The organism is Pseudofrankia asymbiotica, from assembly GCF_001983105.1.
GTDB lineage: Bacteria > Actinomycetota > Actinomycetes > Frankiales > Frankiaceae > Pseudofrankia > Pseudofrankia asymbiotica.
In genome coordinates this window covers 104,992-131,354 of record NZ_MOMC01000043.1, presented here as the reverse complement: position 1 = coordinate 131,354, position 26,363 = coordinate 104,992, and the positions used below count along the sequence as shown (strand labels likewise).

Annotated in this window: 26 protein-coding genes; 13 read left to right on the top strand and 13 right to left on the bottom strand. The window is 72.8% G+C overall.

The genetic code is table 11. From position 1 onward, the window contains the following. A partial coding sequence (locus BL253_RS21290) for an ISAs1 family transposase (protein WP_076818884.1) occupies positions 1–957 on the top strand: 957 nt, incomplete at its 5' end. 183 nt (positions 958–1,140) lie between these two features. Here BL253_RS21290 and BL253_RS21285 read toward each other — a convergent pair. Then, complete coding sequence (locus tag BL253_RS21285) at positions 1,141–2,001, bottom strand: IclR family transcriptional regulator (protein ID WP_081438522.1); 861 nt, start codon at positions 1,999–2,001, stop codon at positions 1,141–1,143. Between the two features lie 71 nt (positions 2,002–2,072). Between BL253_RS21285 and pcaH the strand changes: the two genes are divergently transcribed. From pcaH to BL253_RS21255, 7 genes are read left to right on the top strand one after another with little or no spacing between them, the layout of a single operon-like run. Further along, a complete protein-coding gene (gene pcaH / locus BL253_RS21280; RefSeq protein WP_076818883.1) occupies positions 2,073–2,855 on the top strand; it encodes a protocatechuate 3,4-dioxygenase subunit beta in 783 nt (260 codons plus the stop codon). Then, complete coding sequence (gene pcaG, locus BL253_RS21275) at positions 2,852–3,406, top strand: protocatechuate 3,4-dioxygenase subunit alpha (protein WP_076818882.1); 555 nt, start codon at positions 2,852–2,854, stop codon at positions 3,404–3,406. Before pcaH ends, pcaG begins: the two co-directional genes overlap by 4 nt. 9 nt (positions 3,407–3,415) lie before the next feature. Continuing rightward, the gene (locus tag BL253_RS21270; RefSeq protein WP_076818881.1) at positions 3,416–4,642 is read left to right on the top strand and encodes a lyase family protein; all 1,227 of its coding nucleotides are present in this window, start codon (positions 3,416–3,418) and stop codon (positions 4,640–4,642) included. After that, positions 4,639–5,874, top strand: coding sequence for a bifunctional 3-oxoadipate enol-lactonase/4-carboxymuconolactone decarboxylase PcaDC (gene pcaDC, locus BL253_RS21265; protein ID WP_076818880.1), 1,236 nt, complete (start codon positions 4,639–4,641; stop codon positions 5,872–5,874). The genes BL253_RS21270 and pcaDC overlap by 4 nt, the downstream gene beginning before the upstream one ends. Next, on the top strand, positions 5,871–6,005 hold the full coding sequence (locus tag BL253_RS44805; protein WP_274535230.1) for a hypothetical protein: 135 nt from the start codon (positions 5,871–5,873) through the stop codon (positions 6,003–6,005). Before pcaDC ends, BL253_RS44805 begins: the two co-directional genes overlap by 4 nt. After that, complete coding sequence (locus tag BL253_RS21260) at positions 6,005–6,694, top strand: 3-oxoacid CoA-transferase subunit B (protein ID WP_198946340.1); 690 nt, start codon at positions 6,005–6,007, stop codon at positions 6,692–6,694. The genes BL253_RS44805 and BL253_RS21260 overlap by 1 nt, the downstream gene beginning before the upstream one ends. Next, a complete protein-coding gene (locus tag BL253_RS21255; RefSeq protein WP_076818878.1) occupies positions 6,691–7,875 on the top strand; it encodes a 4-hydroxybenzoate 3-monooxygenase in 1,185 nt (394 codons plus the stop codon). Before BL253_RS21260 ends, BL253_RS21255 begins: the two co-directional genes overlap by 4 nt. Positions 7,876–7,946: 71 nt before the next feature. Here BL253_RS21255 and BL253_RS21250 read toward each other — a convergent pair whose 3' ends face one another. The 5 genes from BL253_RS21250 to BL253_RS21230 form a co-directional block, all read right to left on the bottom strand. After that, complete coding sequence (locus BL253_RS21250; protein WP_076818877.1) at positions 7,947–8,924, bottom strand: cyclase family protein; 978 nt, start codon at positions 8,922–8,924, stop codon at positions 7,947–7,949. After that, entirely contained in the window at positions 8,921–10,087 is a 1,167-nt protein-coding gene (locus tag BL253_RS21245) for an alpha/beta hydrolase family protein (protein ID WP_076818876.1), read from the bottom strand. Before BL253_RS21245 ends, BL253_RS21250 begins: the two co-directional genes overlap by 4 nt. A gap of 34 nt (positions 10,088–10,121) precedes the next feature. Then, the gene (locus BL253_RS21240; RefSeq protein WP_076818875.1) at positions 10,122–10,877 is read right to left on the bottom strand and encodes an SDR family NAD(P)-dependent oxidoreductase; all 756 of its coding nucleotides are present in this window, start codon (positions 10,875–10,877) and stop codon (positions 10,122–10,124) included. Further along, the gene (locus BL253_RS21235; RefSeq protein WP_076818874.1) at positions 10,874–11,860 is read right to left on the bottom strand and encodes a fumarylacetoacetate hydrolase family protein; all 987 of its coding nucleotides are present in this window, start codon (positions 11,858–11,860) and stop codon (positions 10,874–10,876) included. The genes BL253_RS21240 and BL253_RS21235 overlap by 4 nt, the downstream gene beginning before the upstream one ends. 317 nt (positions 11,861–12,177) lie before the next feature. After that, positions 12,178–13,389, bottom strand: coding sequence for an FAD-dependent oxidoreductase (locus BL253_RS21230; RefSeq protein WP_076818873.1), 1,212 nt, complete (start codon positions 13,387–13,389; stop codon positions 12,178–12,180). 101 nt (positions 13,390–13,490) lie between these two features. On the opposite strand from BL253_RS21230, the gene BL253_RS21225 reads away from it, so the two are divergent. The 3 genes from BL253_RS21225 to BL253_RS21215 all read left to right on the top strand — a co-directional run bounded on the left by BL253_RS21225 (position 13,491) and on the right by BL253_RS21215 (position 15,956). Continuing rightward, positions 13,491–14,156 (top strand): TetR/AcrR family transcriptional regulator, encoded by a 666-nt coding sequence (locus BL253_RS21225; RefSeq protein WP_076818872.1) that lies wholly within the window; start codon positions 13,491–13,493, stop codon positions 14,154–14,156. 184 nt (positions 14,157–14,340) lie between these two features. Further along, positions 14,341–15,279 carry a VOC family protein gene (locus BL253_RS21220; RefSeq protein WP_076818871.1) on the top strand — a complete coding sequence of 313 codons (939 nt, stop codon included), beginning with the start codon at positions 14,341–14,343 and terminating at the stop codon, positions 15,277–15,279. Positions 15,280–15,392: 113 nt separating this feature from the next. Then, positions 15,393–15,956 carry an FAD-dependent monooxygenase gene (locus BL253_RS21215; protein WP_081438521.1) on the top strand — a complete coding sequence of 188 codons (564 nt, stop codon included), beginning with the start codon at positions 15,393–15,395 and terminating at the stop codon, positions 15,954–15,956. A gap of 192 nt (positions 15,957–16,148) precedes the next feature. On the opposite strand, the gene BL253_RS21210 is transcribed toward BL253_RS21215, so the two are convergent. The 7 genes from BL253_RS21210 to BL253_RS21180 all read right to left on the bottom strand — a co-directional run bounded on the left by BL253_RS21210 (position 16,149) and on the right by BL253_RS21180 (position 24,223). Further along, positions 16,149–17,279, bottom strand: a complete 1,131-nt coding sequence (locus BL253_RS21210) for an FAD-dependent monooxygenase (RefSeq protein ID WP_076818869.1) — start codon at positions 17,277–17,279, stop codon at positions 16,149–16,151. 30 nt (positions 17,280–17,309) lie between these two features. Continuing rightward, positions 17,310–18,239, bottom strand: coding sequence for a VOC family protein (locus BL253_RS21205; protein ID WP_076818868.1), 930 nt, complete (start codon positions 18,237–18,239; stop codon positions 17,310–17,312). 260 nt (positions 18,240–18,499) lie between these two features. Beyond that, positions 18,500–19,474 carry a fumarylacetoacetate hydrolase family protein gene (locus BL253_RS21200; protein ID WP_076818867.1) on the bottom strand — a complete coding sequence of 325 codons (975 nt, stop codon included), beginning with the start codon at positions 19,472–19,474 and terminating at the stop codon, positions 18,500–18,502. Continuing rightward, a complete protein-coding gene (eno, locus tag BL253_RS21195) occupies positions 19,471–20,847 on the bottom strand; it encodes a phosphopyruvate hydratase (RefSeq protein WP_076818866.1) in 1,377 nt (458 codons plus the stop codon). Before eno ends, BL253_RS21200 begins: the two co-directional genes overlap by 4 nt. Next, positions 20,844–21,896, bottom strand: a complete 1,053-nt coding sequence (locus BL253_RS21190; RefSeq protein WP_076818865.1) for a phosphotransferase family protein — start codon at positions 21,894–21,896, stop codon at positions 20,844–20,846. Before BL253_RS21190 ends, eno begins: the two co-directional genes overlap by 4 nt. Next, positions 21,893–22,924, bottom strand: a complete 1,032-nt coding sequence (locus BL253_RS21185) for a C-terminal binding protein (RefSeq protein ID WP_076818864.1) — start codon at positions 22,922–22,924, stop codon at positions 21,893–21,895. Before BL253_RS21185 ends, BL253_RS21190 begins: the two co-directional genes overlap by 4 nt. A gap of 342 nt (positions 22,925–23,266) precedes the next feature. Beyond that, entirely contained in the window at positions 23,267–24,223 is a 957-nt protein-coding gene (locus tag BL253_RS21180; protein WP_076818903.1) for a LysR family transcriptional regulator, read from the bottom strand. Positions 24,224–24,348: 125 nt separating this feature from the next. On the opposite strand from BL253_RS21180, the gene BL253_RS21175 reads away from it, so the two are divergent. Together BL253_RS21175 and BL253_RS21170 are read left to right on the top strand one after the other, a co-directional pair. Next, positions 24,349–25,368 carry an amidohydrolase family protein gene (locus BL253_RS21175; RefSeq protein WP_076818863.1) on the top strand — a complete coding sequence of 340 codons (1,020 nt, stop codon included), beginning with the start codon at positions 24,349–24,351 and terminating at the stop codon, positions 25,366–25,368. Continuing rightward, positions 25,365–26,363 carry a cyclase family protein gene (locus BL253_RS21170; protein ID WP_241834977.1) on the top strand — a complete coding sequence of 333 codons (999 nt, stop codon included), beginning with the start codon at positions 25,365–25,367 and terminating at the stop codon, positions 26,361–26,363. The genes BL253_RS21175 and BL253_RS21170 overlap by 4 nt, the downstream gene beginning before the upstream one ends.

Sequence of the window (26,363 nt, the reverse complement as noted above, 5' to 3'; positions counted from 1 at the left end):
GGCGCGCCCTACGACCACTTTCTCGGACGGTACCGAGTACCCAGCGAGAAGGCGATCCGCGCAGTTCTCCAGGTCATCGACATAGCGGCTCTGGACGCCCGCATCGGTTGCTGGCTGTTCACGCAGACCGCCCGGGAGCACGGGGAGCAGATCGCCATCGCGGTCGATGGCAAGGTCATGCGTGGCGCATGGGTAGATGAGAAGACACAGGTCAAGCTACTTGCCGCGATGATCCACGGCAGAGGCCTCGTCGTCGGACAGATCCGCGTCCCCGACGACACCAACGAGATCACCCAGGTCGAGAATCTACTCGACCAGCTTCCGGAAATGCCAGGCCGTCYGACTGTGACCCTCGACGCGGCGCATACGCAGGACGACACCGCAAAGGACATCGTCAAGCACGGGATGGACTACGTGATGACGGTGAAGGGGAATCGCCCGACCCTCAAAAGGCAGACGTTCGAGCGGGTCCTTCCACTTCTCCAGGAACCAGCCCACCACGAGGTCGAGGAGCGCGGGCACGGCCGGATCAAAAAATGGCAGACGTGGGCCACGGAAGCCGAAGGTATCGAGTTCCCACATGTCAACAATGCGGCCATCATCCGGCGAGACGAGTTCGACCTCGCCGGAGTTCGCCTTACTCGCGAATATGCTCTCGCCCTCACCAGCGCTACGGGCACGCACGCCACAGCGTCCTACTTCCACTCCCACGTCCGCGGCCAATGGGGGATCGAAAACGAGATCCACTACATTCGCGACACGGCCTGGCGCGAAGACGACGATCCGACCTATACCGGGAACACCAACCACGCCTTCGCGAGCCTCCGGAACCTGACCATCGGAATCCTCCGCCTCAACGGCAGGAGGAAAATCAAGGAAACCCTGGAGGAGGCCRCCGCCGATCGCAACGCGGCACTCGGCCTGCTCGTCGCAGCCTGTAGCCGATCAAAGCGGTGAGTTACCTCGCCGGAGCCCTGGCTTCGACCCCGCCCGTTTCCAGACGAAGCCGCCAGCCTGCTACCGGGCCTCCTGGCAGCTATCCGTACCGGACTCACACCGGCAAGCGACGACGAGCTTACGACAGGTAGATCGACCGCCTACACGGCGTCACCTCCAGTCTGCTGGGCACACGGGAAAGGCTCATTGAGGTAAGCCGACACCCGAACGGGGTAGCCCGTTCGCGCGGCCGGTCTGGCCGGGAGCCGGGTTCGCGGTCGCGTACGTGCCCAATCTTTCCAGGCGGGTGTCGCCACGKGGCGCGCCGAGCTGGCGGGAGATCCCTTGCGCGGCGACCTGGAGGGCGGCGGTGAGCCGGCCGCGATCGCGCCTGAGCGTGGGTACGACGATGCCGATCGCGGCGACGACCTGCTCCCGGTACTGGACCGGCACGGCGACGGAGCACGCGCCCAGCGTCATCTCCTCGACCGTCGTGGCACAGCCGGTGCGCCGGACCTGCTCCAGCTGCTCGTTCAGCCGGCCCGGTTGCGTGATCGTGTACGGCGTGATCCGGGTGAGCGACGCCAGGACATCTCGGCGGACGTTCTCGGGCGCGTGCGCGAGCAGCACCTTGCCGACGCCGGTGGCGTGCATCGGCAGGGTGCTGCCCACGGAGCTGACGACCGGCACCGAGGCTCGACCGGCCATCCGCTCGAGGTAGAGCACCTCGTGGCCGTCGCGGACCGCCAGGTGGACGGTGGCGCGGGTGGTGGCGTAGATGTCGTGCAGGAACGGCGCGGCGGTCTCGCGCAGGGTGGACTCGATCGGGGCGAGCAGCCCGATCTCCCAGATACGCCGACCGATGACGTAGTGGTCGCCGGCGCGGGCCAGCGCGCCGTGCCGCACGAGCTCGCCGACCAGGCGATGGGTCGTGGCCAGTGGAAGGCCGGCGCGGCGCGCGATGTCCGACAGCGGCAGCCGCGGGTGCTGCTCCTGGAACGCGCCGAGGATCATCATGATCCGTTCCGTCACGGTCGAGCCGGGGGTGCCGGTGTTTCCCGCCATACGGCCCATCCTTCCACTGAGCGGAAAAGTGTGCCTTCGCGCTCGCCCCCGTCGCTCCTACGCTGCCCCCCATGAGCAGCACCGCCGCGCCGGCGCCCGACCTGGAGCCACAGTCCGTGATCAGCTCCGAGATCGCGGCCATCGAGGCTGGCTACCGGCAGGCCGGCGCCGAGGAGACCCAGCCGCGGCTGGACTACCCGCCATACCGCAGCAGCCTGCTGCGTCACCCCACCAGCGACCCGCTCGAGGTCGACCCCGAGGCGATCGAGCTCTGGGCTCCCTGCTTCGGCGACCGCGATGTCGACCCGCTGGAGGCCGACCTGACGACCGGTCACCCGGGTGAGCCGATCGGCGAGCGCGTCCTCGTGGCCGGTCGGCTGGTCGACGGCGGCGGCCGGCCGGTCCGTGGGCAGCTCGTCGAGATCTGGCAGGCCAACGCCGCCGGGCGGTACTCCCACCAGTGCGACCAGCATCCGGCGCCGCTGGACCCGAACTTCACCGGCGCGGGACGCTGCCTGACCGACGAGGACGGCTGGTACCGGTTCCAGACGATCAAACCGGGTCCCTACCCGTGGCGCAATCACCTCAACGCGTGGCGCCCGGCGCACATCCACTTCTCGGTGTTCGGCGCCTGCTTCACCCAGCGCCTCGTCACGCAGCTGTACTTCCCGGGAGATCCGCTGCTCGCGCTCGACCCGATCCACCAGTCGATCGTCGACCAGCGGGCCCGCGACCGGCTGGTCGCGGCCTACGACCACGATCTGACCAGCCCGGAGTGGGCGACCGGCTACCGCTGGGACATCGTGCTGGCCGGCGGCCGGTCGACTCCGCTCGAGCCGGCGGGCGCCGCATGACGCTGAGGGCGACCCCGGGCCAGACCGTCGGGCCGTTCTTTCACTTCGGCCTCCCCTACGACGGCGACGGTGACCTCGTGCCCCCGGGCAGCCCGGGGGCGGTGGTCCTGCGGGGACGCGTGCTCGACGGCGCGGGCGGGGCGGTGCCCGACGCGCTCGTCGAGATCTGGCAGACCTGTCCCGACGGGACCGTTCCGCGCGGTCCCGGCTCGTTGCGCCGCGACGGTCGGACGTTCACCGGCTTTGGGCGGGCAGCCACCGGCGGGGACGGGCAGTACGCGTTCAGCACCCTCGTGCCCGGTCCGGCCGGACCTGGCAGGCCGGCGTTCTTCGCCGTCACCGTCTTCGCCCGCGGCCTGCTGGACCGGCTCTTCACCCGGGCCTATGTGCCCGGCGACACCGTGGCGCTGGCCGCCGACCCGCTGCTGTCCTCGCTGCCCGCCGAGCGCCGGCGAACCCTGCTCGCCGCACGGGACGAACGGGGCTTCGTMTTCGACATCCACCTCCAGGGCGCGGCCGAGACCGTCTTCGTCCGCTACCCGGGGCAATGATCACCGTTCATGACTGATCTGTTCTGGCCCGGTGACGAGCGCGCCGGGGACCTCGGCAGCGAGCTGTCGTGGCTGGCGGCGATGGCGCGGGTCGAGCAGGCGTGGCTCGACGCGCTCGCGCGGGCGGGGATCGCGCCCGGCACGGCCGAGCTGGCCGGCCTCGTCGGGCCCGATGACCTGGTCGAGATCGCCCACGCGGCCGAGTGGGCCGGCAACCCGGTGCCGGCGCTCGTGGCGCTGTGGCGGGAGCGGGCCAGCGGGCCGGGCGCCGCCTGGGTGCACCGTGGCCTGACGAGCCAGGATGTGCTCGACACGAGCCTCGTCCTGCTGCTGCGTGACGTGGTGGAACGGGTGCGCCGGGAGCTGCGCGACCAGGTCGGCTCGCTCGCCGTCCTGGCCGACGCCCACCGCGGCACCGTGATCGCCGGGCGCACGCTGACGCAGCACGCCGTCCCGACGACCTTCGGGGCGAAGGCCGCCGGCTGGCTGGCGGGGCTGCTCGACGCGGCCGACGCCCTCGCGCGGGTGCCCTTGCCGGCCCAGTTCGGGGGCGCCGCCGGGACGCTGTCGGCCGCCGTCGAGCTGGCCAGGCTGCGCGGCGCCGCGGACCCCGTCGGGGCCGTGACCGGTGCCGCGGCGCAGGCCGCGGCCGCCCTCGGCCTGCGGCCCGTGCCGCCGTGGCACACGACCCGCACGACGTTCACCGCGATCGGCGACGCGCTGGTCACCGGTACCGACGCCTGGGGGCATCTCGCCACCGACGTGGCCACGCTGTCCCGCTCGGAGATCGGTGAGCTGGTGGAGCCGGCCCCGGCCGGGCGCGGGGGCTCGTCGACCATGCCGCAGAAGCGCAACCCGGTGCTGTCGGTGCTCATCCGGCGGGCGGCGCTCACGGCGCCGGCGCTGGCCTCGACGCTGCACCTGGCGGCGGCCCTCGCCGGGGACGAGCGGCCGGACGGCGCCTGGCACGCCGAGTGGCCCACGGTGCGCGACCTCGCGCGCCGCGCCGTCGTGGCGGCGAGCCACACCAGCGAGCTGCTGCGCGGGCTGCGGGTCGAGGGCGCCCGGATGCGGGTCACGGCCACGGCCGCCTGGCCCGACCTGACAGCGGAACGCCGCTCGGTCGCCGCCTTCGCCGGGGGCGACCCGGCCGACGACGAGTACCTCGGCGCCGCCGACGCGGTGGTCACCACCGTGCTCGCGCGAGCGCACGCCTACCTGGAGGCCACGCGATGACCGTCCCTCGGCTCACGGGCGTCGAGCTCGCCGGTCACCCCGGCCTGCCGTTGCTGGTCGTGGGCCCGTCGCTGGGCACCTCGTCGACGGCGCTGTGGTCGCGGGCGGCCGGCCTGCTCGGTGACAGCTTCCACGTGGTCGGCTGGGACCTGCCCGGCCACGGCGGCACGCCCGTCCGCGGGCCGTTCACGGTCGCCGAGCTGGCCACGGGTGTTCTCGACTACGCGGCGGAGGTGACGACGGCCCGCGGCGACGGCGCGGCGCGGTTCGCCTACGCGGGTGTCTCGCTCGGCGGCGCCGTCGGCCTGCGCCTGCTGCTGGACGCCCCGGACCGGGTGCGCCACGCGGCGCTGCTGTGTACCGGTGCGAAGATCGGCGAGGCGGAGGGGTGGCGGGAACGCGCCGCGACCGTCCGCGCGTCCGGCTGCGCCACCATGGTCACCGGCTCGGCGCGGCGCTGGTTCGGTCCCGGTTTCCTGGACCGCCAGCCGGACGCCGCCGCCGGGCTGCTGCGGGCTCTGGTCGAGGTCGACCCGGAGGGATACGCGCAGGCCTGCGCGGCACTCGCCGACTTCGACGTCCGGGACCGGCTCGCCGACATCGACGGGCCCGTGCTCGCGGTGGCGGGTGCCCACGACGCCGTGACACCGCCGGCCGCGCTCGAGCGGATCGCCTCCGGGGTGCGGGACGGGAGCCTGGCCGTGCTCGACGACGTCGCGCACCTCGCCCCCGCGGAGGCTCCCCAGCGGGTCGCCGACCTCCTGCGCGGTGCGCTGTCCGCGGCCGGGCGCGCGGCGGCGCCCACTGCCACGACGGCGCCCACTGCCACGACGGGGCCCACTGTCGGGGACGTCTACCGCGCCGGCCTGGCCGTCCGCCGGCAGGTGCTCGGCGACGCCCACGTCGAGGCCGCGACCGCGGCGGCGACCAGCTTCACGGCGGACTTCCAGGAGCTCATCACCCGGTATGCCTGGGGCACGATCTGGACCCGGCCCGGCCTCGCCCGCCGGGACCGTTCGATGATCACGCTCACCGCGCTCATCGCCCGCGGCCACCACGAGGAGCTCGCGATGCAYGTGCGCGCGGCGCTGCGTGGTGGCCTGACGACCGACGAGATCAAGGAGGTCATCCTGCAGAGCGCGATCTACTGCGGCGTTCCGGACGCCAACACCGCGTTCCGGATCGCCCAGCGGGTGCTCACCGAGGAGGCCGACGCAGAGGCCCGCCGATGAGCCGGGCTCCGGTGCTGGGCACCGCCGGAGCGGCGGTCGCCGGCTCCGGTGTCCCCGGTGTCCCCGTCGACCGGGTCGACCGGGTCGTGGCAGTCCAAGCCCGTCACTACACCGTCAAGGGAGCCCGATGATGGCATCGCGCGACATAGTGATCGAGCCGTCCGTGACGGTCGAGCACACCGACCGCGGCCCGCTCGCCCCCGACGAGCTGGCCGCGCTGATCGCCGGGGACATCCCGGCGGGGTCCTACGTGAACCTCGGCATCGGCCAGCCCACCAGGGTCGCCGACCATCTGGATCCCGCCAGCGGCATCGTCCTGCACACCGAGAACGGCATGCTCGGCATGGGTCCGGCCGCCCTCGGCGACCAGGTCGACCCCGATCTCACCAACGCCGGCAAGATCCCGGTCACCGAGCTGCCCGGCGCGGCCTACTTCCACCACGCCGACTCCTTCGCGATGATGCGCGGCGGCCACCTCGACGTCTGCGTCCTCGGCGCCTACCAGGTCTCCGTCACCGGGGACCTCGCCAACTGGCACACCGGCGAGCCGGACGACATCCCCGCCGTCGGCGGCGCGATGGACCTGGCCATCGGCGCCAGAAGCGTCTACGTGATGATGACGCTGTTCACCAGGAACGGCGCCCCGAAGCTCGTCCAGGCCTGCACCTACCCCCTCACCGCCGCCGGCTGTGTCACCCGTCTGTACACGGACCTCGCCGTCCTGGACGTCACGCCGCGCGGCGTGGTCGCGCGGCAGACCTTCGGCGCCACGGTCGCCGAGCTGCGCGCTCGGCTCGGCGTCGCGGTGGGGACATCATGACCGCGGCCAGTAGCCGCACCCGGACCCGGGTCGCCATCGTCGGCGGCGGCCCGGCCGGGCTGATGGTCGCCCACCTGCTGCACCTGGCCGGGATCGACAGCGTCGTGCTCGACAACCGGGACGCGCACACGATCTCCACGACCCACCGCGCCGGCATCCTGGAACGCGACAGCGTGCGCCTGCTCGTCGACTCCGGGCTCGACCGGGTCCTGCGCGACGGCCACCGGCACGAGGGCATCTCGCTGCGCTTCGACGGGACCAGCCACCGGATCGACTTCGAGGACCTGGCGGGCGCCTCGTGCTGGCTGTATCCCCAGACCGACGTCTTCGCCGACCTGCACCGCGCCCGCACCGCGGCCGGCGCGGACCTGCGCTACGGCATCAGTGACACCGAGGTCGCCGACGTCCTGACCGCCCCGACGGTGCGGTACTCCGACGCGGACGGCCACCGGCACGAGGTCACGGCGGACCTGGTCGTCGGCGCGGACGGCTCCCGCAGCGTCTGCCGGGCGCTGGTCACCGGTGCCACGCAGTTCTTCCGCGAGTACCCGTACGCCTGGTTCGGCGTGCTCGTCGAGGCCCCCCGCAGTGCGCCCGAGCTGATCTACGCCCGGTCCCCGGCCGGGTTCGCGCTGATCAGCCAGCGGACCGAGGCGGTGCAGCGGATGTACGTCCAGTGCGACCCGGGCGAGAACCCGGACGACTGGTCCGACGACCGGATCTGGGACGAGCTGCAGACCCGGCTGGCCGGCGCGGACGGCTTCCGCCTGCGGGAGGGGCCGGTCATCGAGCGGACCGTGCTGCCCTTCCGCAGCTTCGTGCAGACCCCGCTGCGCCACGGGCGGCTGCTGCTCGCCGGCGACGCCGCGCACACCGTGGCGCCGACCGGCGCGAAGGGCCTCAACCTCGCGCTCGCCGACGCCCGCCTGCTCGCCGAGGGCATCGAGCGGGCGCTGCTGAAGAACGACGCCGCCGGGCTGGAGACGTATACCGACCGGGCCCTCGACCGGGTCTGGAGGGCCCAGCACTTCTCCTACTGGATGACGACCATGCTGCACCGGGCCGGCGGCGAGTCCGCCTTCGACGAGCGACGCCAGCTCGGCGAGCTGACCAGCCTCGTGTCCTCGCGCGCCGGCTCGGCCTACCTGGCCGAGGGTTACACCGGCTGGCCTGTGCGCTGACCCGGTCGCCCCGCGCCGTTGCGGGGCGACCGGGGGCTCAGCGCGCCCGCGCCGCGGTCACCGCGGACGGGTCATCGCACCGCGATCGGGTTGACGGGCGCGCCGACCGCGCCCGTCACCGGTAGCGGGCCGGCGGTCAGGAAGAACTCGTAGACGCCGTCGGCGGCGCAGGCGGTGGCAAGCGCGTCGAGGTCCCACATCTCGCCGAGGAACAGGCCGATGTGCGGGATCGCGACCTGGTGCAGGGGCTGGAACGCGTGGTCGAACTCGTTGGGCCGGACCTCGAAGCCCCAGGTGTCGGTCGCGATGGCGGCGATCTCGGTGCCGTGCAGCCAGTCGGCGGTCGTGAAGGACAGACCGGGCGCCGGGCCGCCGGCGTAGTCGCCCCAGCCGTCGCGGCGCGCGCGGGTCAGCTGGCCGGTGCGCACGAGCAGCAGGTCGCCGCGCCCGACCGCGGCCGAGGCGCCCTGGCGCTCGATGGTCCGCGCGAGGTGCTCGGTGGTGATCGCGAACCCGTCGGGCAGCTCCCCGTCGGTGCCGATCGCCCGGCCGACGTCGAGCAGCACGCCGCGCCCGGCGATGACGTCGGCGACGGTCTCGATGCCGGTGACGAGGTCGCCGAGGCTGGTGACGACCTTGTCGGCTGGCCGGCCGTTCCACGCCACGCCGTGGTCGAAGATGTGCCCGAGGCCGTCCCACTGGGTCGAGCACTGCAGCGGCATCGCGATGACGTCGTCGGCGCCGCCGATGCCGTGCGGGAAGCCCTGGTCGCCGTGGACGGCGTCGACCCCGGTGTCGAGCATGGTGTGGACCGGGTTGGTGCGCCGCCGCCAGCCCTTCTGCGGGCCGTCCATGTCGAAGCGCTGCGCGAGCGAGTACGACTCGCCGGTGCGCACGAGGGCCGCCGCCGCGCGGCGCCTGTCCGCGTCGAGGAAGTTCATCGTGCCCCGGACGTCGTCCGCGCCCCACCGGCCCCAGTTGGAGACCCGCTTGGCCGCCGCGGCGACGGCTCCCGCCGGGTCGGTGCGGTCGAGGTCGCCGGGGTTCATCGCCCGGCGTCCAGCTCGGCGAAGGTTGCCTCGATCCAGTCGGCGATGAAGCTGCCGACGTGGGGGAGGTGGTCGAGGCCGATGTGCTCGCTCGCGCCCTCCGCGGTGGTGAAGATCCGCAGCTCGCGCTTCGGGCTGTGCACGGCCTGGTCGTAGGACCGGTGCGCGTAGGCGACCGGGATCTGGCGGTCGGTCTCGCCGTGGGCGATGAGGAACGGCACGGTGATCTGCTGGACGACGCCGTCGAGGTGGACGTCCGCGGCCTTGGTGATGAACGTGTCCAGGTCGGTCTCGCCCCAGACCCACAGCACGTGCTCCCAGTAGTGCGGGACGGGGTTCTCGCCCTCGCGCTCGAGCCGGCGCTTCTGGACCGCGCCCCAGTTGTGGTTCGCCCCCCAGGCGACGCACAGCGCCAGCCGCTTCTCGAAGGCGGCGGCGCGGGGGGCGTAGTAGCCGCCCAGCGACCAGCCGACGATGCCGATCCGGTCGGCGCGGACGTCGTCGCGGCCCTCCAGGTAGTCCACGCAGGCTTTCGCCCAGTCCTCGGAGGTCACCCGGGCGCTCAGGCCGCGCAGCCGCAGCGCCTCGCCGCTGCCGGGGCAGTCGACCATCAGCGTCGAGATGCCGCGGGCGGCCAGCTCGCCGGCGAAGCCGGAGGCGTACATGTGCTCCTTGGTCGAGTCGAGCCCGTTCCACATGACCATCACGGGTGGCCGGGGCCGGTCCGGTGTCGCCGCGCTGGTGAAGTACGCCGGCAGCGCGCTGTCCTCGAACGGCACCTCGACCCGGGTCGTCGCCGGGTCGATCAGCTCGATGCCCTTGGCGAGCAGGTCCATCAGGCGCTGGTAGACGGCCGGCCGGTCGGGGCTCGTCGCGCTCTGCATCCGCTCGGCCTGGCTCAGGTAGTTCGACGCGCGCAGGTACTTCTGGCCGGCGCTGCGCCGGTGGCCGGCCTTCTCGGCCTCGGCCGCCTGCGCTTCGAGCTGGTCGGCGACGGCGGCCCACGCGGCCATCAGCTCGCGGGTGCCGAGGTCCGCCCCCTGGGCGGCCAGCTCGCGCAGCGGCCGGCACGCGCGGTCGACCTCGTCGATCAGGCCGCCGCTGTTGAGCGTCGCGACGACGCTCATGTTCCAGATGTAGTTGCCGGGAAAGTACTCGAACATCGTGACCTCTTCGGTGCCTGTCGACCGGGCGGTGTCAGGCCGCGCTGACCGGCGTGGGTGGGACGTAGGACGCTCGTAGCGCGTCGGAGACCGCCTTGGCGCCGCCGTGGGAGCTCGCGCCGCCGTCGACGGGGATCTCGGCGCCCGTGACAAACGAGGCGCCGTCACCCAGGAGGAACAGGACGACGGACGCGACCTCCTCGGGGGCCCCAGCGCGCCCGAGCGGCGTCTGCGCAAGGGAGGCGTCACGGAACGTCTGGGGCGCTGTCGCGGTCATCGCGGTGTCGATGAAGCCGGGATGGACGGCGTTCACGCGTATTCCTCGGCCGGCGAGCTCGAGCGCGGCGGCGTGGCTGAGGCCGCGGACCGCCCACTTGCTCGTCGTGTACGCGACCGGGTAATGGCCCTGCAGCGCCGCGAGGGATCCGATGGTGACGATCGAGGCGCCGGCGGGCATGAGCGGGGCCAGCGCCCGGATCGCGAGCAGTGGGCCGAGAACATTGACCGCCTGCGTGTTCCAGAACGCCTCGGGCTCGACGTCGCCCAGGCGTGCCCGCCAGGTGATGCCGGCGCAGGTGACGAGCCCGTGCACCGGCCGACCGTCGAGCTGGGCGGCGAAGGCGGCCCACTGCGCCTGTTCGCGGACGTCGAGTGACCGCACCCGCGCGGACGGCTGTTGATCCAGGCCGATCGGCGTGCCGCCGGCCGCCTCCACGGCCGACGCGACCGCGGCGCCGATTCCTGAGGCGGCGCCGGTGACGACGATGGTGCGGCCGGCGAGGGCGGTCACGAGGACGCCGCCTTGCGGGCCAGTGCCGGGTCGCGCAGGCGTGCGGCGGGCAGGTCGGGGGCCGGTTCGGCGACGGCGACGACGTTGCTGATCGCGCCGATGCCCTCGACGGTGAGCGTGACGACGTCGCCGGGTGCGAGCGGGGGCGGGTCCTGCGTGCCGCGCCGGCCCCACAGCTCGCCCAGGCAGCCGCCGTTGCCGACGGTGCCCGAACCGAGCACGTCGCCGGCCTCGACCCGGCTGTCCCGGGACGCGTACGCGATCAGCGCCTCGAACGTCCAGCCCATGTTGGACAGCAGGTCACGGCCGATCTCGGCGCCGTTGACGCTGACCGTGCACCACAGCCGCAGGAACCCGTCCTCGTCGCGGTGGGGTTCGAGCTCGTCCGCGGTGACGATCCACGGGCCCAGGGTCGTGGCGAAGTCCTTGCCCTTGGCGGGTCCGAGGCCGACCTGCATCTCGCGGCCCTGCAGGTCGCGCGCCGACCAGTCGTTCATGATCGTGTAGCCGAACACGTGGTCGCGCGCCTGCTCGACGCTCAGCGAGCGGCCCGCGGTGGCGACGACGACGGCGACCTCCAGCTCGAGGTCGCGCGCCGCGCAGGCGGCGGGGAAGGGCACCGGCTCCTCTGGCCCGAGGATCGCGTGCGGGTTGGTGAAGTAGAAGGTGGGCCCGTCGTACCAGGCGTCGGGCACGCCCGCGACGCCCGTGACGGCCTGGCGGATGCCCTGCACGTGCTCCTCGAAAGCGACGAAGTCGCGGACGGACGCGGGCGCCAGCGGGGCCAGCAGCCGGACGTCGGCCAGCGGGTGGCCGCCGGTGGTGAGCGCCTCGCCGGCAAGCTGCCGTACCTCCTCCAGACCGCGCTCGACGAGGTCGCGCATGGTCAGCCCCGGCGGAAAGGGGTGCACCCGCTCGCCCGAGACGACGCCCGCTCGGGGCCGGTCCGCGCCGGCGGTCGTGGTGAAGGTGGCGAGCCTCATCGGAGACTCTCCGCTGCGGCACGCGCGAGCGGCGGCGATGGCCAGGTCATGCCCACGACTCTTCCCCCGGCTGCCATCCAGGGAAAGCGGGTTCTGGGGATACCACGTATTCGCGCTCCTTATGTGGTGGCGCCCCGCTCGGCGCGGAAGGCGGGCGAGCTGTGTGCCAGAAGCCGCCGGCGACGAGGGCTGTCGCCCCCTGCGCCGGCGGTTCTCGGCAGGGTGGGTTGATTGAGCATGGTTCCGTATCGGGCATGCGCTGGCCGCAAAGCCGGTGTCAGCAGGATTCCCGTGGGTCCTGCTCGCGGTGGTCGCCGTCAGTCGACGATGAGTGCGAGCTGCTGGCTGATCATTTTCGGGTTGGCGTCGCCGGCGACCTTCTGGAGGAAGGGCGTGTGGTCGAAGACGAGGTCGCGCAGCGGGCGCAGCGGCGCGGGCAGGTGGTGGAAGATCTTGCCGAGCCGCCACGCCTGCTGGACCTGGTAGCGGGTGTGCGGCTTGCGCCGGTCCTCGTAGGACTGCAGTGCCGCGCGCACCGCGGCGAGGTCGGTCAGGTCGAGCCCGCGCAGCGTGCGGCCGATGAAGTAGCCGTCCTCGATCGACATGCCGGCGCCGTAGGCGGCGTACGGCGAGGTCGGGTGCGCGGCGTCGCCGGCCAGGGTGATCCGGCCCTTCGACCACTGCCCGAGCGGCTCGCGGTCGCGCAGCACCCAGCGCTGCATGTTCTGTGGTTCGGTCACCGCGATGAGCCCGGGCAGCGGCTCCGGGAATCCCGTCGCCAGCCGCGTCGCGACCGCCTTGAGGTCGGGCGGCGCCGGGGCGTCGGGGTCGGTCGCGTTCAGGACCCACCACTGGTTGCCGTCGCGGCCCTTGTGCCGGATCGACGTCCAGCTGCCCTGGATGGTGCGGTTGTGGCCGATCACGCTCGTGTTCGGCGTCGTGCCGTCGACCTTGTCAAGGGTGAATCCGCCTAAGGCCTGCAGCCGGTGCTCGCGTTTGGGCGCGTCGCCCCACAGCGTGCGGCGCACCAGCGAGTCGATGCCGTCCGCCCCGACGAGCACGTCATGCTCGGCGGTGGTGCCGTCGGAGAAATGCAGCGTGACAGCTCGCTCGTCCTGCTCGATCCGGTCCACCTGCTGACCGAACTCGATCACTCCCAGCGGGATCGCGGCCAGCATCCGCTCGTAGAGCTCGGGCCGTAACAGGCCGATGAACCCGCCACCATAGGCGGCCCGGACGTCCGCGTCCTGCTTGACGTCGACCCGGACCTTCCCGCGGGCGTTGCGGAACTGCGAGTCCGTGGGCGCGCCCAGGTCCGCGGTGTCGACGCCCAGCAGCCCGAGCGCCTTCAGCGGCGGCGGCCAGAGGTTGAGGATGTTCCCGGCCGGCCGGGCCTCGCGGTAGCGCTCGTAGACGGTCACGGCGTGCCCGGCCTTGATCGCGCCCAGCGCGGTCGCCATGCCGGCCGGGCCGGCGCCTAAGACCGCGATACGGCCGGGGGGAGGGGTGGGGCTGGTGGCACTGCTCATCAGGGGGCACCTCGGAGGGGGATAAACAGTAGCGTGCACTAATATTTGGGCAGATTGCAGTGCGCCAGCCGTGGCGTCAAGCCCTGCGGGAGAATTGCCTGATGGACGAGCTCGGTCGCGGTCCGGTCGCGGATCTGGAGCTGYGCCCCCCGAAGCAGGCGCGCAGCCGCGAGGCGTGGCAACGAGCGCTTGACGCGGGCGTGGCCCTTCTCGAAGATGGCGGCTACAGCGCCTTCACCATTGCCGCCCTGTGCGAGCGGGCCCGGGTCGCGCCGCCTTTCCTCTATGYGCGGGCCGCCAACAAGGACACGCTTTTCCTGGCCGTGTACGAGCACGGCGTGAGCCGGCTGAGCCGCGAGCAGGAAGTCTTCGCCGACGCCGCGCACTGGGCCGGGCTGGCGCCGCAGGAGCTGGTCCGGGCGGCGGTCGCCGAGATGCTGCACATCGCGCTGCGTCACCAGCGGTTCCTGGGTGCGGTCGTCCTCATCTCCTCGACCCATCCGGAGGTGCGACGGCGCGGCTCGCGGTACAGCCAGGCACTGGGCGAGGCGTTCACGCGGGTCCTGCTGCCGGTCGCCCCGGCCATGACCCACGACGATCCGGCGGCCGCGATCCGGTCGTGCTTCACGACCGTCTTCGCGGCCGCGATGATCCGCATCGCGTACGGTCCCGACTTCGCGACCCCGGACGCCGTCGACGACGAGGTGTTCGCGCACGACCTCGGGGAGACCGCGACGCGCTACCTGCTGGGCGAGGTCGCCCGCTGAGGGCACCGCGGCCGGCCGGGTGCCCCCGGTCGGCCGCGGGTGCACCGGCCGGCGCGTCCCCGGCCTGCCCCGGCGACAGACATCAACGGCGCGGATTACCGGTATTCAGAACGAGAGTTTCCGCCGGGCGCCGCCGTGGGCCGATTCTGGCCCGGGGACCCGCTCGAACCGGACGGAAGCAGCCATGACCGATCGCCTGATCACGCACCTGCGGCACGTCGACCTGGCGGTGCCCGACTACGACAGACAGCGCGACTTCTACACCGCGCTGTGGGGCCTCACCCCGGTCGCCGAGGACGACGGCATCGTCTTCCTCGCCGCCGAGGGATCGCCCGAGCAGTACGTCGTGCGGCTACGAAAAGACGCGGAAAAGCGTCTCGACCTCATCGCCTACGGGGCGGCGACGCCCGCCGACGTCGACACACTGGCCGGACGGCTCGCCACTGCCGGCGTGCGGCTGGTGAACGAGCCCGGTACCTTGCAGACCGCCGGCGGCGGCTACGGTTTCCGCTTCTTCGACGTGGACGGCCGGACCATCGAGGTCTCCGCCGACGTCGCGACCCGCCAGCACCGCGCGATCGAGGAACGTGAGTCGATCCCGGTCCGGCTCTCGCACGTGGTCCTCAACTCGCCGGACATCCCGCGCACGCAGGCGTTCTACGAACAGCACCTCGGCTTCGCGCTGTCCGACACGCTGGTGCACCCCTACGCCGGCGAGCTGATGAAGTTCCTGCGCTGCAACGCGCAGCACCACAGCCTGGCCATCGCCAAGGGCCCGCACGTCTCGCTGCACCACGTCTCCTTCGAGCTGCGCGGCGTGGACGAGTACCTGCGCGGGACCGGCCGGCTGCTGCGTGCCGGCACCCGCCTGATCTGGGGACCGGGCCGCCACCTGGCCGGCGACAACACCTTCAGCTACTTCCTCGACCCGCACGGCAACACGGTCGAGTACACCACCGAGCTGGCGCTGGTCGACGAGGACACCTGGCAGCCCAGTGACCACGACGTCTCCCAGATCTCGGTCCAGGACCAGTGGGGGACGGCGAACCCGTTCGACGACCAGCTCGTCAAGGAGAGCTTCAACGACGTCGACCGCGGCCTGTTCGTCGCGCCGCCCGTCTGACCGCCCCTCGCGAGGTTGACCGCCCCTCGGCTAGGTTGACCCCTTGTCTGACAGTTCGTCCGCTCTCCGACAGTTCGTCCGCCTCTGATTTGTCCGGACAAGGGAGTCCACAGGTGCCCGCCATAGGCGGCGTGCTGGTCGTCGGCGGTGGGACTGCCGGCGCGGCCGCCGCGATTCTGCTCGCCGACGCGGGGGTCCACGTCGACCTGGTCGAGCTCAAGCCCGACGTGACCGCGCTCGGCTCCGGGATCACGCTGCAGGGCAACGCGCTGCGGGTGCTGCGCCAGCTCGGCGTCCTGGACGAGTGCCTGGCCCAGGGCTGGCCGTCCGAAGGGCTCGTCCTGCGTGCACCCGACCCCGCGGCCACCGTGCTCGCGGAGCTGGCCGAGCACCGGTCCGGCGGCCCGGACCTGCCGGCCGTGCACACCTGCCCGCCCACTCTCGCCCAGGGCGCCGCGCTGGCGCTCGAGGACGCGGCAGTCCTGACCGAGCTGCTCACAACGGCCGACAGCGTCGACGACGAGCTGCTGCGGGCGTTCGCCGACCGGCGCCTCGACCGCGTCCGGACGGTGGTGGAGGCCTCGCTGCAGCTCGCTCGCTGGCAACTGACCCACGAGCAGGGCGACGTCCCGGCGCTCATGGGTCGCATCGCCGCCCTCACCAGCCAGCCCGCGTGACACCGCGGCGGCCCGCGGGCTCACGGAAGTAGCGGGTGGGCCCGTCGCCGTACCAGTCGCGTCGGGTACGGCAACGGGCCCGGTGGCGGCCAGGCGGACGCCCCGCACGCGGGAGCCCCCCGGCGCAGGGTGTGGCCGGTCCGCCGCGCGGCGGACCGGCCGCCGCGAGCTGGGCGTCCGGCCTGCCGCGCGTCAGGCCGGTTGACTGACGAGGTCGGCGATCGTGCGGGTGAGGCCGGGTACGTCACCCTGGACGTGGTCGATGTTCCACTGGGCCACCTGCAGCGAGGCCTCGACGACCGTCTTCACCCGTGCGTACCGCCGCGTGGTGAACGCCGTCCACAGCTGGTCGTCGACCGCGGGCGAGGTGGTGAGGAGTTCGGCCAGCACGGCGGCGTCCTCCAGGCCGATGGCGGCGCCCTGCGCGATCGTCGGCGGGCAGGTGTGCACCGCGTCGCCGATGAGCACGACCCGGCCGCGGTTCCAGGGCGGGTCCAGGAGGTGGGCTTCGAAGCCGGTGTAATGCAGGTCGGCCGGGTCGGTGAAGGAGTCGCGCACCTCGTCCCAGGGGCCGTGGTAGGGGCGGGTGGCGTCGAGGAAGTCGGCCAGCCGCTCGGCCGGCGTCTGGGCCGTCCGGTCGCGTACCGGTTCCACCAGGAACCAGTACGCGCCGGTCTCCGAGGTGGGTGTCACGCCGGCGATGTAGCACGGGCCGCCGAAGATGGCCTGGGTCGAGACGAGGTCGGCCGGCCGCGGCCCGACCATCCGCCAGGCGCCCATGCCGAGGGGTCGGGTCTCCAGGTCGATCCCGACCAGCCGGCGCGTCGACGAGCGGACTCCGTCGGCGCCGACGACGACGTCGTAGCGCCCCGACGAGCCGTCCGCGAACCGGACATCGACGCCCGAGTCGTCCTGGGCGAGCGCTTCGACCGAGGTCGAGAAGCGGAAGCTGACGCCTGCCCGCTCGGCGCGGCTCACGAGGATCCGGGCGAGGTTCGGGCGGTACATGCCCATGGTCGAGGGCAGGTCGGGGCCGCCGAACGGCAGGTCGTCCATCTCGGCGACGACGGTGGCTCGCTGGTCGGGGATGCGCACCACGAATTTCGAGAAGGGGTATCCGGCGGCCGTGCACTCGTCGAGGACGCCGAGCTGGCGCAGCACCCGCAGCGCGTTGCCCTGCAGCGTGATACCGGATCCGAGGGCACTGACCGCGGGGTTGATCTCGGCGAGGTCCACGGCGACGCCGGCCTCGGCGAGCAGGATCGCCGCCGCGGTGCCGGATAAGCCGCCCCCGACGACAAGGACATTGCTGACAGCAGGCATGGGGGACTCCTTTGTCTGTTTCCGCTGACCTCAGGGCTGGTACGGGTGCACGGCCTCGTTGGGCTGGTACCGGAACTTGTGGCCCCACATCTCCGGGCGCTTGCCCTTGCGGAAGTTCAGGTTGTTGGGCGAGCGCCCCTCCGCCCGGTCGATCGCGACGCCGCCCCAGCCATATTCGATCATGAATCCGCCCGGGGTGTGCACGTAGTAGGAGATGACCTCGTCCGCGACGTGCCGGCCGAGGGCCATCTGCAGGTCGGGGTTCGCGTCGCCACCGAGGACCTCGAAATACGAGTAGCCGACGTCGTCGATGTGGGCCGACTCCAGGTAGACGTGGTGCAGCCCGACCGAGTTCGGCACCTCGATGAAAGCGACGCTGTGATGCCGGGGGTTGGCCCGCAGGAACCACATCTCTCCGACGGGTGGCATCAGGGTGATGATCTCGCTCGGGACGAAGCCCATCGCGTCGATGTAGAAGTCGACGGCCTGGCGCGCGTCGGGCACGGCGAACACGACATGGCCGAGCCCCTGCTCCTTGGTGACAAACCCGGCGTGCGGCCGCGGCGGGTACCAGTAGTGGTAGTTCGACTCCTGGTAGCAGAACAGCTCCAGTGGCTGGCCGAACGGGTCCTCGAACTGGACGAGCTGGTCGACGCCGCGGGCCCTCGCCACGTCCTTGCCGGCGAAGCGGGGCTTCGCGCCAGCCTCCTCCAGACGCCTGACCGCGGCGTCGAGATCGCGATGGTTGAGCACCTCCCAGCCGGCGAACAGCAGGCGGTAGTCCTCGCCCGGATGAAACGAGAGCCGGTAGTCCGCGTCATCGATTTTGAGCCGGACGGCGCCGTCCTCGCCGTCGGGCCCGAGCATGCAGCCCAGCACGTCAGGGCCCCAGGCCCGGAATTCCTCGTACTGGGGTGTCTGAACGCCCACGTAACCCAGCTTCGCAATCAGGCTGCCCATGGGGATCCTCCGGTGTGATGTGTGCCAGTGATGCCGCTGACGCTAGAAAGGGAACGCGGGCGGCGGGAGTGCGTCGTTGCTATTCCTCAAATCCACCGGACGCATGATTCACCAGAGAAGGCCGGCCGTGCGCAGATCGAGCGCAGGGCGCGCTCCGGCGGCGGACACGCACGACACGATCAGCCGCGTGGCGACGGGCGACCGCCGGGAGGGTCTCGTCGAGCTGTCGGCCGTGCGCTGGCGGTCGCGGTCCGGTTCGGTCACACGACCTCGGCGACGCAGCGGTTGCGCTGCGCACCCAGGCCGGCGATGGCTGCCTCCATGACGTCGCCTGGCCGCAGCCAGCGCCGCCAGTGGCCACCGTTGCCGGCCGKGCTGCCCGTGAGCAGCAGGTCGCCGGGCAGCAGCGTGTTGGACACCGACGCGGCGGCGATCAGGCTGGGAACGTCGAACAGCATGTTGGCCGGAAGGTCGTCCTGCAGGCGCTCGCCGTTGAGGTCGAGGGTGATCCGCAGCTGCCGGTGGTCGGGGACCCGGTCGGCCAGGACCAGGAAGGGCCCGGTGGGCAGGAACGTCGGGCGGTTCTTGGCCCGCAGCCAGTCACCGCCGAACACCTTGTTCTCGGGCGGGAACTGGAGGTCCCGGGCGCTGACGTCGTTGCACACCGTGTAGCCGGCGACGTGGTCCAGCGCTCGCTGTCTCGACACCCGGTGCGCGCGGGTGCCGATGACGACGGCCAGCTCCGCCTCCCAGTCGACCTGCGCCGACTCCGGCGGCAGGACGACGTCGTCGTCCGGGCCGGTCAGGGCGCTGGGCAGGCCGGCGAACAGGAACGGGAGGCCGTGACGGACCTTGTCGTCCATCTCCCGCTCGGCGGCCTGGCGCAGCTCGTCGTCCGACCGGGTGTCGTCGGGCGCCTTGCCGGACACGATCATCTGGGCCACGTGGGACCGGTAGTTCGCGCCCGCCTGGATGATCTGCCGTGGCTCGACCGGTGCCAGCACCCGCAGCGCCGCGAGGGGCACACCGTCGCCAGGGCTGGCCTCGCTGGCCAGCCGGGGCAGGGCCGCCGCCACCGTCGCCCATTCCTCGAGGAGGGCCAGGTAGGTGGGCGGTCCCTTCACCAGGCCGTCGTCCGGCAGCCGCAGGACCCGGTCGCCGAGCGCCAGGCCGGTGAACGGGCCGGCACCGTCATCGAACCGGCCGAGCGCGTAGCCGTCGATGGGCTGCGTCATGGCGTGCTCCTGACCTCGGGCTGGGAGTGGTGTGGGGGCCCGCTGTCCGGCAGTGCGGCTTGCGGCGGTGCGGCTTGCGGCGGTGAGGCTTGCGGGAGTGCGGCCCGGCCGGCGTACTCGGCGCGGTCGCCCAGCTCGGCCTCGAGGCGCAGCAGCCGGTTCCACTTCGCCGTGCGCTCCGAACGCATGGTGGAGCCCACCTTGATCTGGCCGGTGCGCCAGCCGACGGCGAGGTCGGCCAGCCAGTCGTCCTCGGTCTCGCCGGACCGGGCCGAGAGGACCGTGGCGTACCCGGCGGCGTGCGCCCGGCGGACGACGGTACGGGCGGTGCTCAGCGTGCCGGTCTGGTTGGGCTTGACGAGGACCGCGTTGGCGACCCGCTCGTCGACGCCGCGTGCCAGCCGGTCGGGGCTGGTGACGAACAGGTCGTCGCCGAGCAGCTGGCGGCCCGCGAGGCGCTCGGTGGCCGTCCGCCAGCCGGCCCAGTCGTCCTCCGCGAGCGGGTCCTCCAGCGAGACGATCGGATAGCGGGCGCACCAGTCGACCAGCTCGTCGACCAGCTCGCCGGCGGTCAGCTCGCGGGCTTCGGCGGCGAGCACGTAGCGCCCGTCCGCGCGCACGAACTGGCTGGCGGCGATGTCGATGGCGATCCCGACGTCCGCGCCGGGCCGCAGCCCGGCGCGCTCGGTCCCGGCGACGAGGATGTCCAGCGCCGAGCGGTTGGTCGGCAGGAGCGGGCCGAGCCCGCCCTCGTCGGCGACCAGGGCCACCGGCAGGCCCCGGGCGGCCAGCTCCTCGGCGGCGCCGGCGCGGACCCGGGCCGCCCATTCGATCGCCTCGCCGAACGAGGCCGCTCCCAGCGGGACCGCGAGGAAGTCCTGGACGTCGATCGAGCGGCCCGAGTGCGCGCCACCGGAGATGATGTTGACCATGGGCAGCGGCAGCAGCGGGGCGCCGGAGCCGTCGGCGACCGCCTCGAACAGCGGCACCGCGCGTTGCCGCGCGCCGGCCAGCGCCGCGGCGGCCGACACGGACAGCACGGCGTTCGCCCCGAGCCGGCGCAGGTCCGCGGTGCCGTCGAGGGCGCGCAGCCGTTCGTCGAGCGTGGCCTGGTCGGTGCTGTCGAGGCCACGGACGGCGTCGTTGATCTCCCCGGTGACGTGGGCGACCGCGCGGCGGACCCCCTGGCCGCCGTACCGCGGGCCACCGTCGCGCAGCTCGCGGGCCTCGTGCCGGCCGGTCGAGGCGCCGGCGGGCACCGTCGCCGACCCGGTCGCCCCGCCGTCGAGGCGGACCTCGCAGCCGACCGTGGGCCGGCCGCGGGAGTCGAGCGCCTCCCACGCGAACAGTCCGGTGATGGTGGTGTCGCTCATGTGAGCCGCTCCCAGGCGTCGGTCAACGTGGCGGGTGGGTCGGCGAGCAGGCCGCGACCGAGCGCGCGGGTGCGGGCCCGGCCGTTCGCGGTGAGGTACTCCGCGGGGCTTTTGCCGTCGACCCGGGCGAGCAGCAGGCAGCCGGCCTGCCGGACGAGCTGGGCCGCGTCGAGCGGTCCGCCGTTGAACGGTCCGCCGTTGAGCGGCGCGGTGCTGAGCGGCTTGGCTTCGAGCGGCTTGGCTTCGAGCCACCCGGCGGCGAGCCCGGCGAGGAAGGCGCGTGCCGCCGCCGCGTAGGCCGGTGCCGACGCCGGCCGGTGGATGGACTTCAGCAGCAGGTGGCCGACCGTCCAGGCCGGGTCGAAGGTCGGGTCGCCGAAGTGGGCGACCTCCCAGTCGATGACCCACAGGTCGGTCGCCGCCGGTCCGACCAGCACGTTCTTCGGGGTGTAGTCGCCGTGGACGAGGCAGCGGCGGTTCGCAGCCATGGTCTCGATCGTCTCGTGGATCGGGCCGGCCAGGCCGGGGTGCCGTCTCGCGACCGTGCGGTGGAACGGGTCGACCCGCAGCTGGTCGAAGGCCGTCACGTCGGCGAACTCGCCCGCGACGCCGGCCTCGCGGGCGGTGGCGGACTGCCAGCGGCCCAGCGCCCGGCCGAGCCGGTCGGCCACGGCGACCCGCGCCGTGCCGGCGAGCAGGTCCTGCTTCCAGGTCCGCCACGGGTCCGGGGCCCGTTCGATGACCAGGTAGCCGTCGGCCAGGTCGAGCACCGCGGGGACCGCCCCGGGCACGAGCCGGCCGGCCAGTCGCAGCGCCCGGCCCTCCGTGTCGATGCGGCCCGGGTCGGCGAGCCACTCCTCGGCGACCCGCAGCCGGCCCAGCGCCCGCTTGACTACCGCGTCGAGGCCGGGAGCCCGGACCGCGACGACGTCGTTCGACACCCCGCCGGCCAGCTCGCGGACCTCGACGTCGAGCGGGGACGTGGCGAGCCCCCGGCTGACCAGGTGGCGGGCCAGCGCGCCGGTATCCAGGATGGCGGCCGAGGTCACCGGGCCGCCAGCGGCGAGCGCAGGGCGGCGCTGGTCAGCACGTCCGGGTTGACGACGGTGCGCGGAATCCGGCCCTGGAGCACGTCGACGACGTTGCCGGCGGCCTTGCGCGCCAGCTCGGCGAGCGACCCGTCCGAGGAGAAGGCGACGTGCGGGGTCAGGACGACGTCGGCGCGGCCACGCAGCGGATGGTCGGCCGGCAGCGGCTCGGGATCGGTCACGTCCAGCGCGGCGCCCGCGATCACGCCCGCGTCGAGCGCGGCGAGCAGCGCGTCCGTGTCGACGAGGCCGCCGCGGGCGGTGTTCACCAGCCACGCCGTCGGCTTCATCGCGGCCAGCTGCCTGGGACCGATGAGGTGACGGGTCCCGTCGGTCAGGGGCACATGCAGGGAGACGACGTCGGCCTCGCGGAGCAGTTCCTCCAACGAGGCCGCGCGGCGAATCCCCGGGTCGACGCCGCCCGAGCGGGTGAACGCCACGACGTCGAGACCGATCGCCCGCGCGCGCGGCACGAGCGCGCGGCCGATCGCGCCCAGCCCGACGAGACCGAGCACCCGGCCGCGCAGCCGGACCGACGTGCCGGGCACGGAACGGCCCCAGCCGCCCGCCGCGACGTCCCGGGTGAACGGGACCAGCCTGCGGGCCAGCGCGAGGATGCCCAACAGCGCCGAGTCGGCGACCTCGTCGGTGCAGTAGGTCGGGACGTTGCTGACGACCATGCCGAGCCGGGTGGCGTGCTCGACGTCGATGTTGTCCACGCCGACGCCGTAGCGCGCGACGGTGCGGCAGCGCGGCGCCGCGTCCAGGACTTCGGCGGGAACCTTGGCGAAGCAGGTGAGGATGGCGTCGGCGTCGGCGGCGAGGGCTGCCAGCTCGGCGCTGTCGCCGGTCGGGGCCACCACGAGTGTGGCCCCGGCCTCGGCCAGCACCGCGCGCTCCACGTCCGCCGAGGGCCAGGCGATGTCGGTTGCCAACACTCTCGGGCGGGTGAGCTCTGGGCTGTTCCGCTTGCTGTGGACGCGGTCCATCGCATCGGCTCCTCGTAGTCGCGCAACGCGTTCGACGCTAGTGCGCGCAACGGCCGGGCGGAAATGCGAACAGCGGCTAACTGCGATTCACCACCGTGATACCGCCGCACGCCGCGCGTGCGGGCTGCCTGGTCACCGGTCTGGAAGCCGCCGGCAGAAAGCGGGGCTTCGGCAGGAATCAACGGCATGGATCGCCGGTATCCAGAGAAGGAGTTTCCGTCCGGCGTTGCCCGGACCGATCCTGTTCACCGCGTCTCCCGTCAAGTCCTGCTCACGGACGAAGGGGTCCTGAGATGACCGCGTGCACGTGCCAGCCCGGGTGACGCCGTGAGGGCGGGTGTCCTATCCGGCGGCGGCCGTCGCCATGACCGTGGCCGCGGTCTCCGGGAACTCCAGACGGGCGACCGCGAACAGTTGCTCGCGCAGCCAGACGTGGCCGGGGTCCCGGTTTCGCCGGCTGTGCCAGAACGCCGACTGGCACAGCGGCCGCAGGGGCATCTCGGGCTCCARCAGCCGGATCTCCGCCGCTATGGCCATCCGCTTGGCCAACCGCTCCGGCAGGACCGCCACGAGGTCCGTGCTCGCCAGGAGAAAGGCCATGGTCACCATGCTGGTGGAGGTGGCAGCCACCCGGCGCGTGCAGCCGGCGGCGTCCAGGTCCTCCTCCACGAGGGAGCGGTTCCCCTGGTTGACGTACCCGAGGTAGGGCGAGCGGCTCAGCAGGTCGGCGGTGAGGCGATCCTCGGCGTGGGGATGATCGCGCCACACCACCCCGACGAAGCGGTCCACGATCACCGGGATGCGCGAGCAGTCCGGGATCGAGGACGGGTCGACGATCCGGTCCGGCAGGATCGCGAGATCGACCTCGTCGCGGTGCAGCGCCTCCAGGTAGCGCGGACCGACCGGAGTGGCGTCCACCTGGAGGCCGGTGGCCAGTCCGACGAGACGTGCGATCAGTGGCCGCAGAAGGGTCGTGCAGACGTAGTCGCTGCCGATGACCGAGAAGTGGCGCGAGTCCCTGGTCGGGTCGAAGGTCGTCGGCCGGGCGATCGTCTGCTCGATCGTGGCCAGTACCTCCCGCACCGGCTCGACGAGCGACTCCGCGCGGGGGGTGAGCTCGAGGTAGCGGCCGTTCTTGTGCAGCAGCTCGTCGCCGAGTACGCGGCGGAGCCGGGCCAGCGCCGTACTCGTCGCGGGCTGGGACAGGTGCAGACTCTCCGCCGCCCGCGTGACGTTCTTCTCCCGTAACAGAGCATCAAGAACAACTAACAGGTTGAGATCGATCTGGCCGAGTTTCACAGGCCCGTCCGCCCCTTCGTCGATGGCGGTCACGACCCTGAAACGCGAAGTGCCACTGTGTCAAGGTTTGGTCCGGTTCCGGGCCCACCGAGCGTCGTCGACGTCCCGCAAGGAGTGATCGTCACGTGCCTGCCGTACCCGCCATCGACGTCCACGCCCACGTCGCGGTTCCCGAGGTCGACGCGCTCCTGGGGGGACAGCCGGGACTCGCGCGGCAGCGCGAGGTGGACGCGGCCACCCTCGGCCCCGCCTCGCTGCGGCTCAACCTTCAGCAGATGGGTGACATCGGGGCGAAGCTGACGGACCTCGACCTTCGGCTGGCCGCCATGGACGCAGCCCGGGTCGACGTCCAGGCGGTGAGCGCGGTGCCGCTGCCGCACGCCTGGGCCGACCGGGATCTCGCCGCCCGGATCGTCGCGGCGAGCAACGCCTCCGTCGCCGCCTTCTGCGCGAAGGACCCTGAGCGGCTGGTGCCCATCGGCACGGTCTCGCTCCAGCACCCCGACCTGGCCGTCCGGCAGCTGGAGTCCGCCGCCGCCGACCACGGCGTCCGCGGGGTGCAGATCTCGACGTCCGCCGGGCCGGGCCGGGAGCTCGACGACCCGGCGCTGGAGGACTTCTGGGCGGCCGCGGCGGCGCTCGACACCGCCGTCCTGATCCATCCGTGGGGCTGCACCCTCGGCGAGCGGTTGAACGCCTACTACCTGTTCAACAGCGTTGGCAACCCGACCGAGACGGCACTTGCCCTGTCCCGCGTCCTGTTCTCCGGGGTTCTGGAGCGCAACCCGCGGCTGCGGATATGGTCCGCGCATGGCGGCGGGTACCTGGCCAGCTATGTCGTCCGCGCCGACCATGCCTGGGCCGCCCGGGCCGACGCCCACACCACGGCCGAGCGGCCGTCGGCGCTGCTGCGCAGGACGTTCGTCGACTCGCTGGTCTACACGCCCGAGCAACTGCGGCACCTGGTCGGGGTCATGGGCGCCGGGCAGGTCACCCTCGGCAGCGACTACCCGTTCGACATGGGTGTCGAGGACCCGGTGGACCGGCTCGAAGCCGCCGGCCTTGACGCCGCCACCACCGAGGCGATCCGCGGTGGCAACGCCGCTCGCCTGCTCGGCCTCGCGACCCCTGGAGCGGACCAGTGAAGAACTACGACATCACCGCGGACTTCGGCCACGATCCCGAGGCGGCCATCGCGGCATCGGCGAAGCGGTTCAGCAACTGGAACCGGTGGGGCGCGGACGACGCGCGCGGCACGGTGAACTTCCTCGACGCGGCGAAGCGGTCCGCGGCCGCGGACCTGATCCGGCGCGGCGACTCGTTCAGCCTGTCCCTTCCCTTCGACGAGCACGGCCCGCAGTTCGGCTGGAAGCGCCGGGTGAACCCGGTGCACACCATGACCTCCACCGGGATGGACACGGCCGAGCAGATGGGGCTGCCGCACGGGCTGTCGGTCGCGGACGACGCGGTCTTCATGCCGCTGCAGTGCGCCACCCAGTGGGACGGCCTCGGCCACTGCTTCGACCACGGCATCGCCTGGAACGGCCGGCTCGCCCGCGAGACCGTCACCAGCGAGGGCGACCTGGTCACCGGCATCGAGCACGTCGCGGCGCCGGTGCTCGGCCGCGGGGTGCTGCTGGACGTCGGCCGGGCGCTCGGCGACGACGGCGAGCTCCCCGACGGCTGCCCGATCACCAGCGCCGACCTGGCGGAGACGATCCGGCGGCAGGGACCGACCTCGGCGGTGGGCCGTGGCGACATCCTCCTGGTCCGGACCGGGCAGCTGGGCCGGGCCCGCCGCGGGGTCCTCGCCGGGGACGGCTGGGGCGCCTACGCCGGCGGACCCGCGCCCGGCCTGTCGTTCGAGACGCTGGGCTGGCTGCACGGCACCGAGATCGCCGCGGTCGCCACCGACACCTGGGGGGTGGAGGTCCGGCCCAACGAGTGGCCCGAGGCGATGCAGCCCCTGCACCAGGTCGCGCTCCCGCACGTCGGGCTGCTGCTCGGCGAGATGTGGGATCTCGACGAGCTGGCCGCGGACTGCGCGCGCGACGGCGTCTACGAGTTCTTCCTCGCAGCCCAGCCACTGCCGTTCACCGGCGCGGTCGGATCCCCGGTCAACCCCGTGGCGGTGAAGTGA

Coding starts and splice junctions, on each gene's coding strand:
- pcaH (WP_076818883.1), top strand. CDS start 2,073: ATGAGCAGCACCGCCGCGCCGGCGCCCGACCTGGAGCCACAGTCCGTG.
- BL253_RS21270 (WP_076818881.1), top strand. CDS start 3,416: ATGACTGATCTGTTCTGGCCCGGTGACGAGCGCGCCGGGGACCTCGGC.
- BL253_RS44805 (WP_274535230.1), top strand. CDS start 5,871: ATGAGCCGGGCTCCGGTGCTGGGCACCGCCGGAGCGGCGGTCGCCGGC.
- BL253_RS21260 (WP_198946340.1), top strand. CDS start 6,005: ATGGCATCGCGCGACATAGTGATCGAGCCGTCCGTGACGGTCGAGCAC.
- BL253_RS21255 (WP_076818878.1), top strand. CDS start 6,691: ATGACCGCGGCCAGTAGCCGCACCCGGACCCGGGTCGCCATCGTCGGC.
- BL253_RS21250 (WP_076818877.1), bottom strand. CDS start 8,924: ATGAACCCCGGCGACCTCGACCGCACCGACCCGGCGGGAGCCGTCGCC.
- BL253_RS21245 (WP_076818876.1), bottom strand. CDS start 10,087: ATGTTCGAGTACTTTCCCGGCAACTACATCTGGAACATGAGCGTCGTC.
- BL253_RS21235 (WP_076818874.1), bottom strand. CDS start 11,860: ATGAGGCTCGCCACCTTCACCACGACCGCCGGCGCGGACCGGCCCCGA.
- BL253_RS21230 (WP_076818873.1), bottom strand. CDS start 13,389: ATGAGCAGTGCCACCAGCCCCACCCCTCCCCCCGGCCGTATCGCGGTC.
- BL253_RS21220 (WP_076818871.1), top strand. CDS start 14,341: ATGACCGATCGCCTGATCACGCACCTGCGGCACGTCGACCTGGCGGTG.
- BL253_RS21210 (WP_076818869.1), bottom strand. CDS start 17,279: ATGCCTGCTGTCAGCAATGTCCTTGTCGTCGGGGGCGGCTTATCCGGC.
- BL253_RS21205 (WP_076818868.1), bottom strand. CDS start 18,239: ATGGGCAGCCTGATTGCGAAGCTGGGTTACGTGGGCGTTCAGACACCC.
- eno (WP_076818866.1), bottom strand. CDS start 20,847: ATGAGCGACACCACCATCACCGGACTGTTCGCGTGGGAGGCGCTCGAC.
- BL253_RS21185 (WP_076818864.1), bottom strand. CDS start 22,924: ATGGACCGCGTCCACAGCAAGCGGAACAGCCCAGAGCTCACCCGCCCG.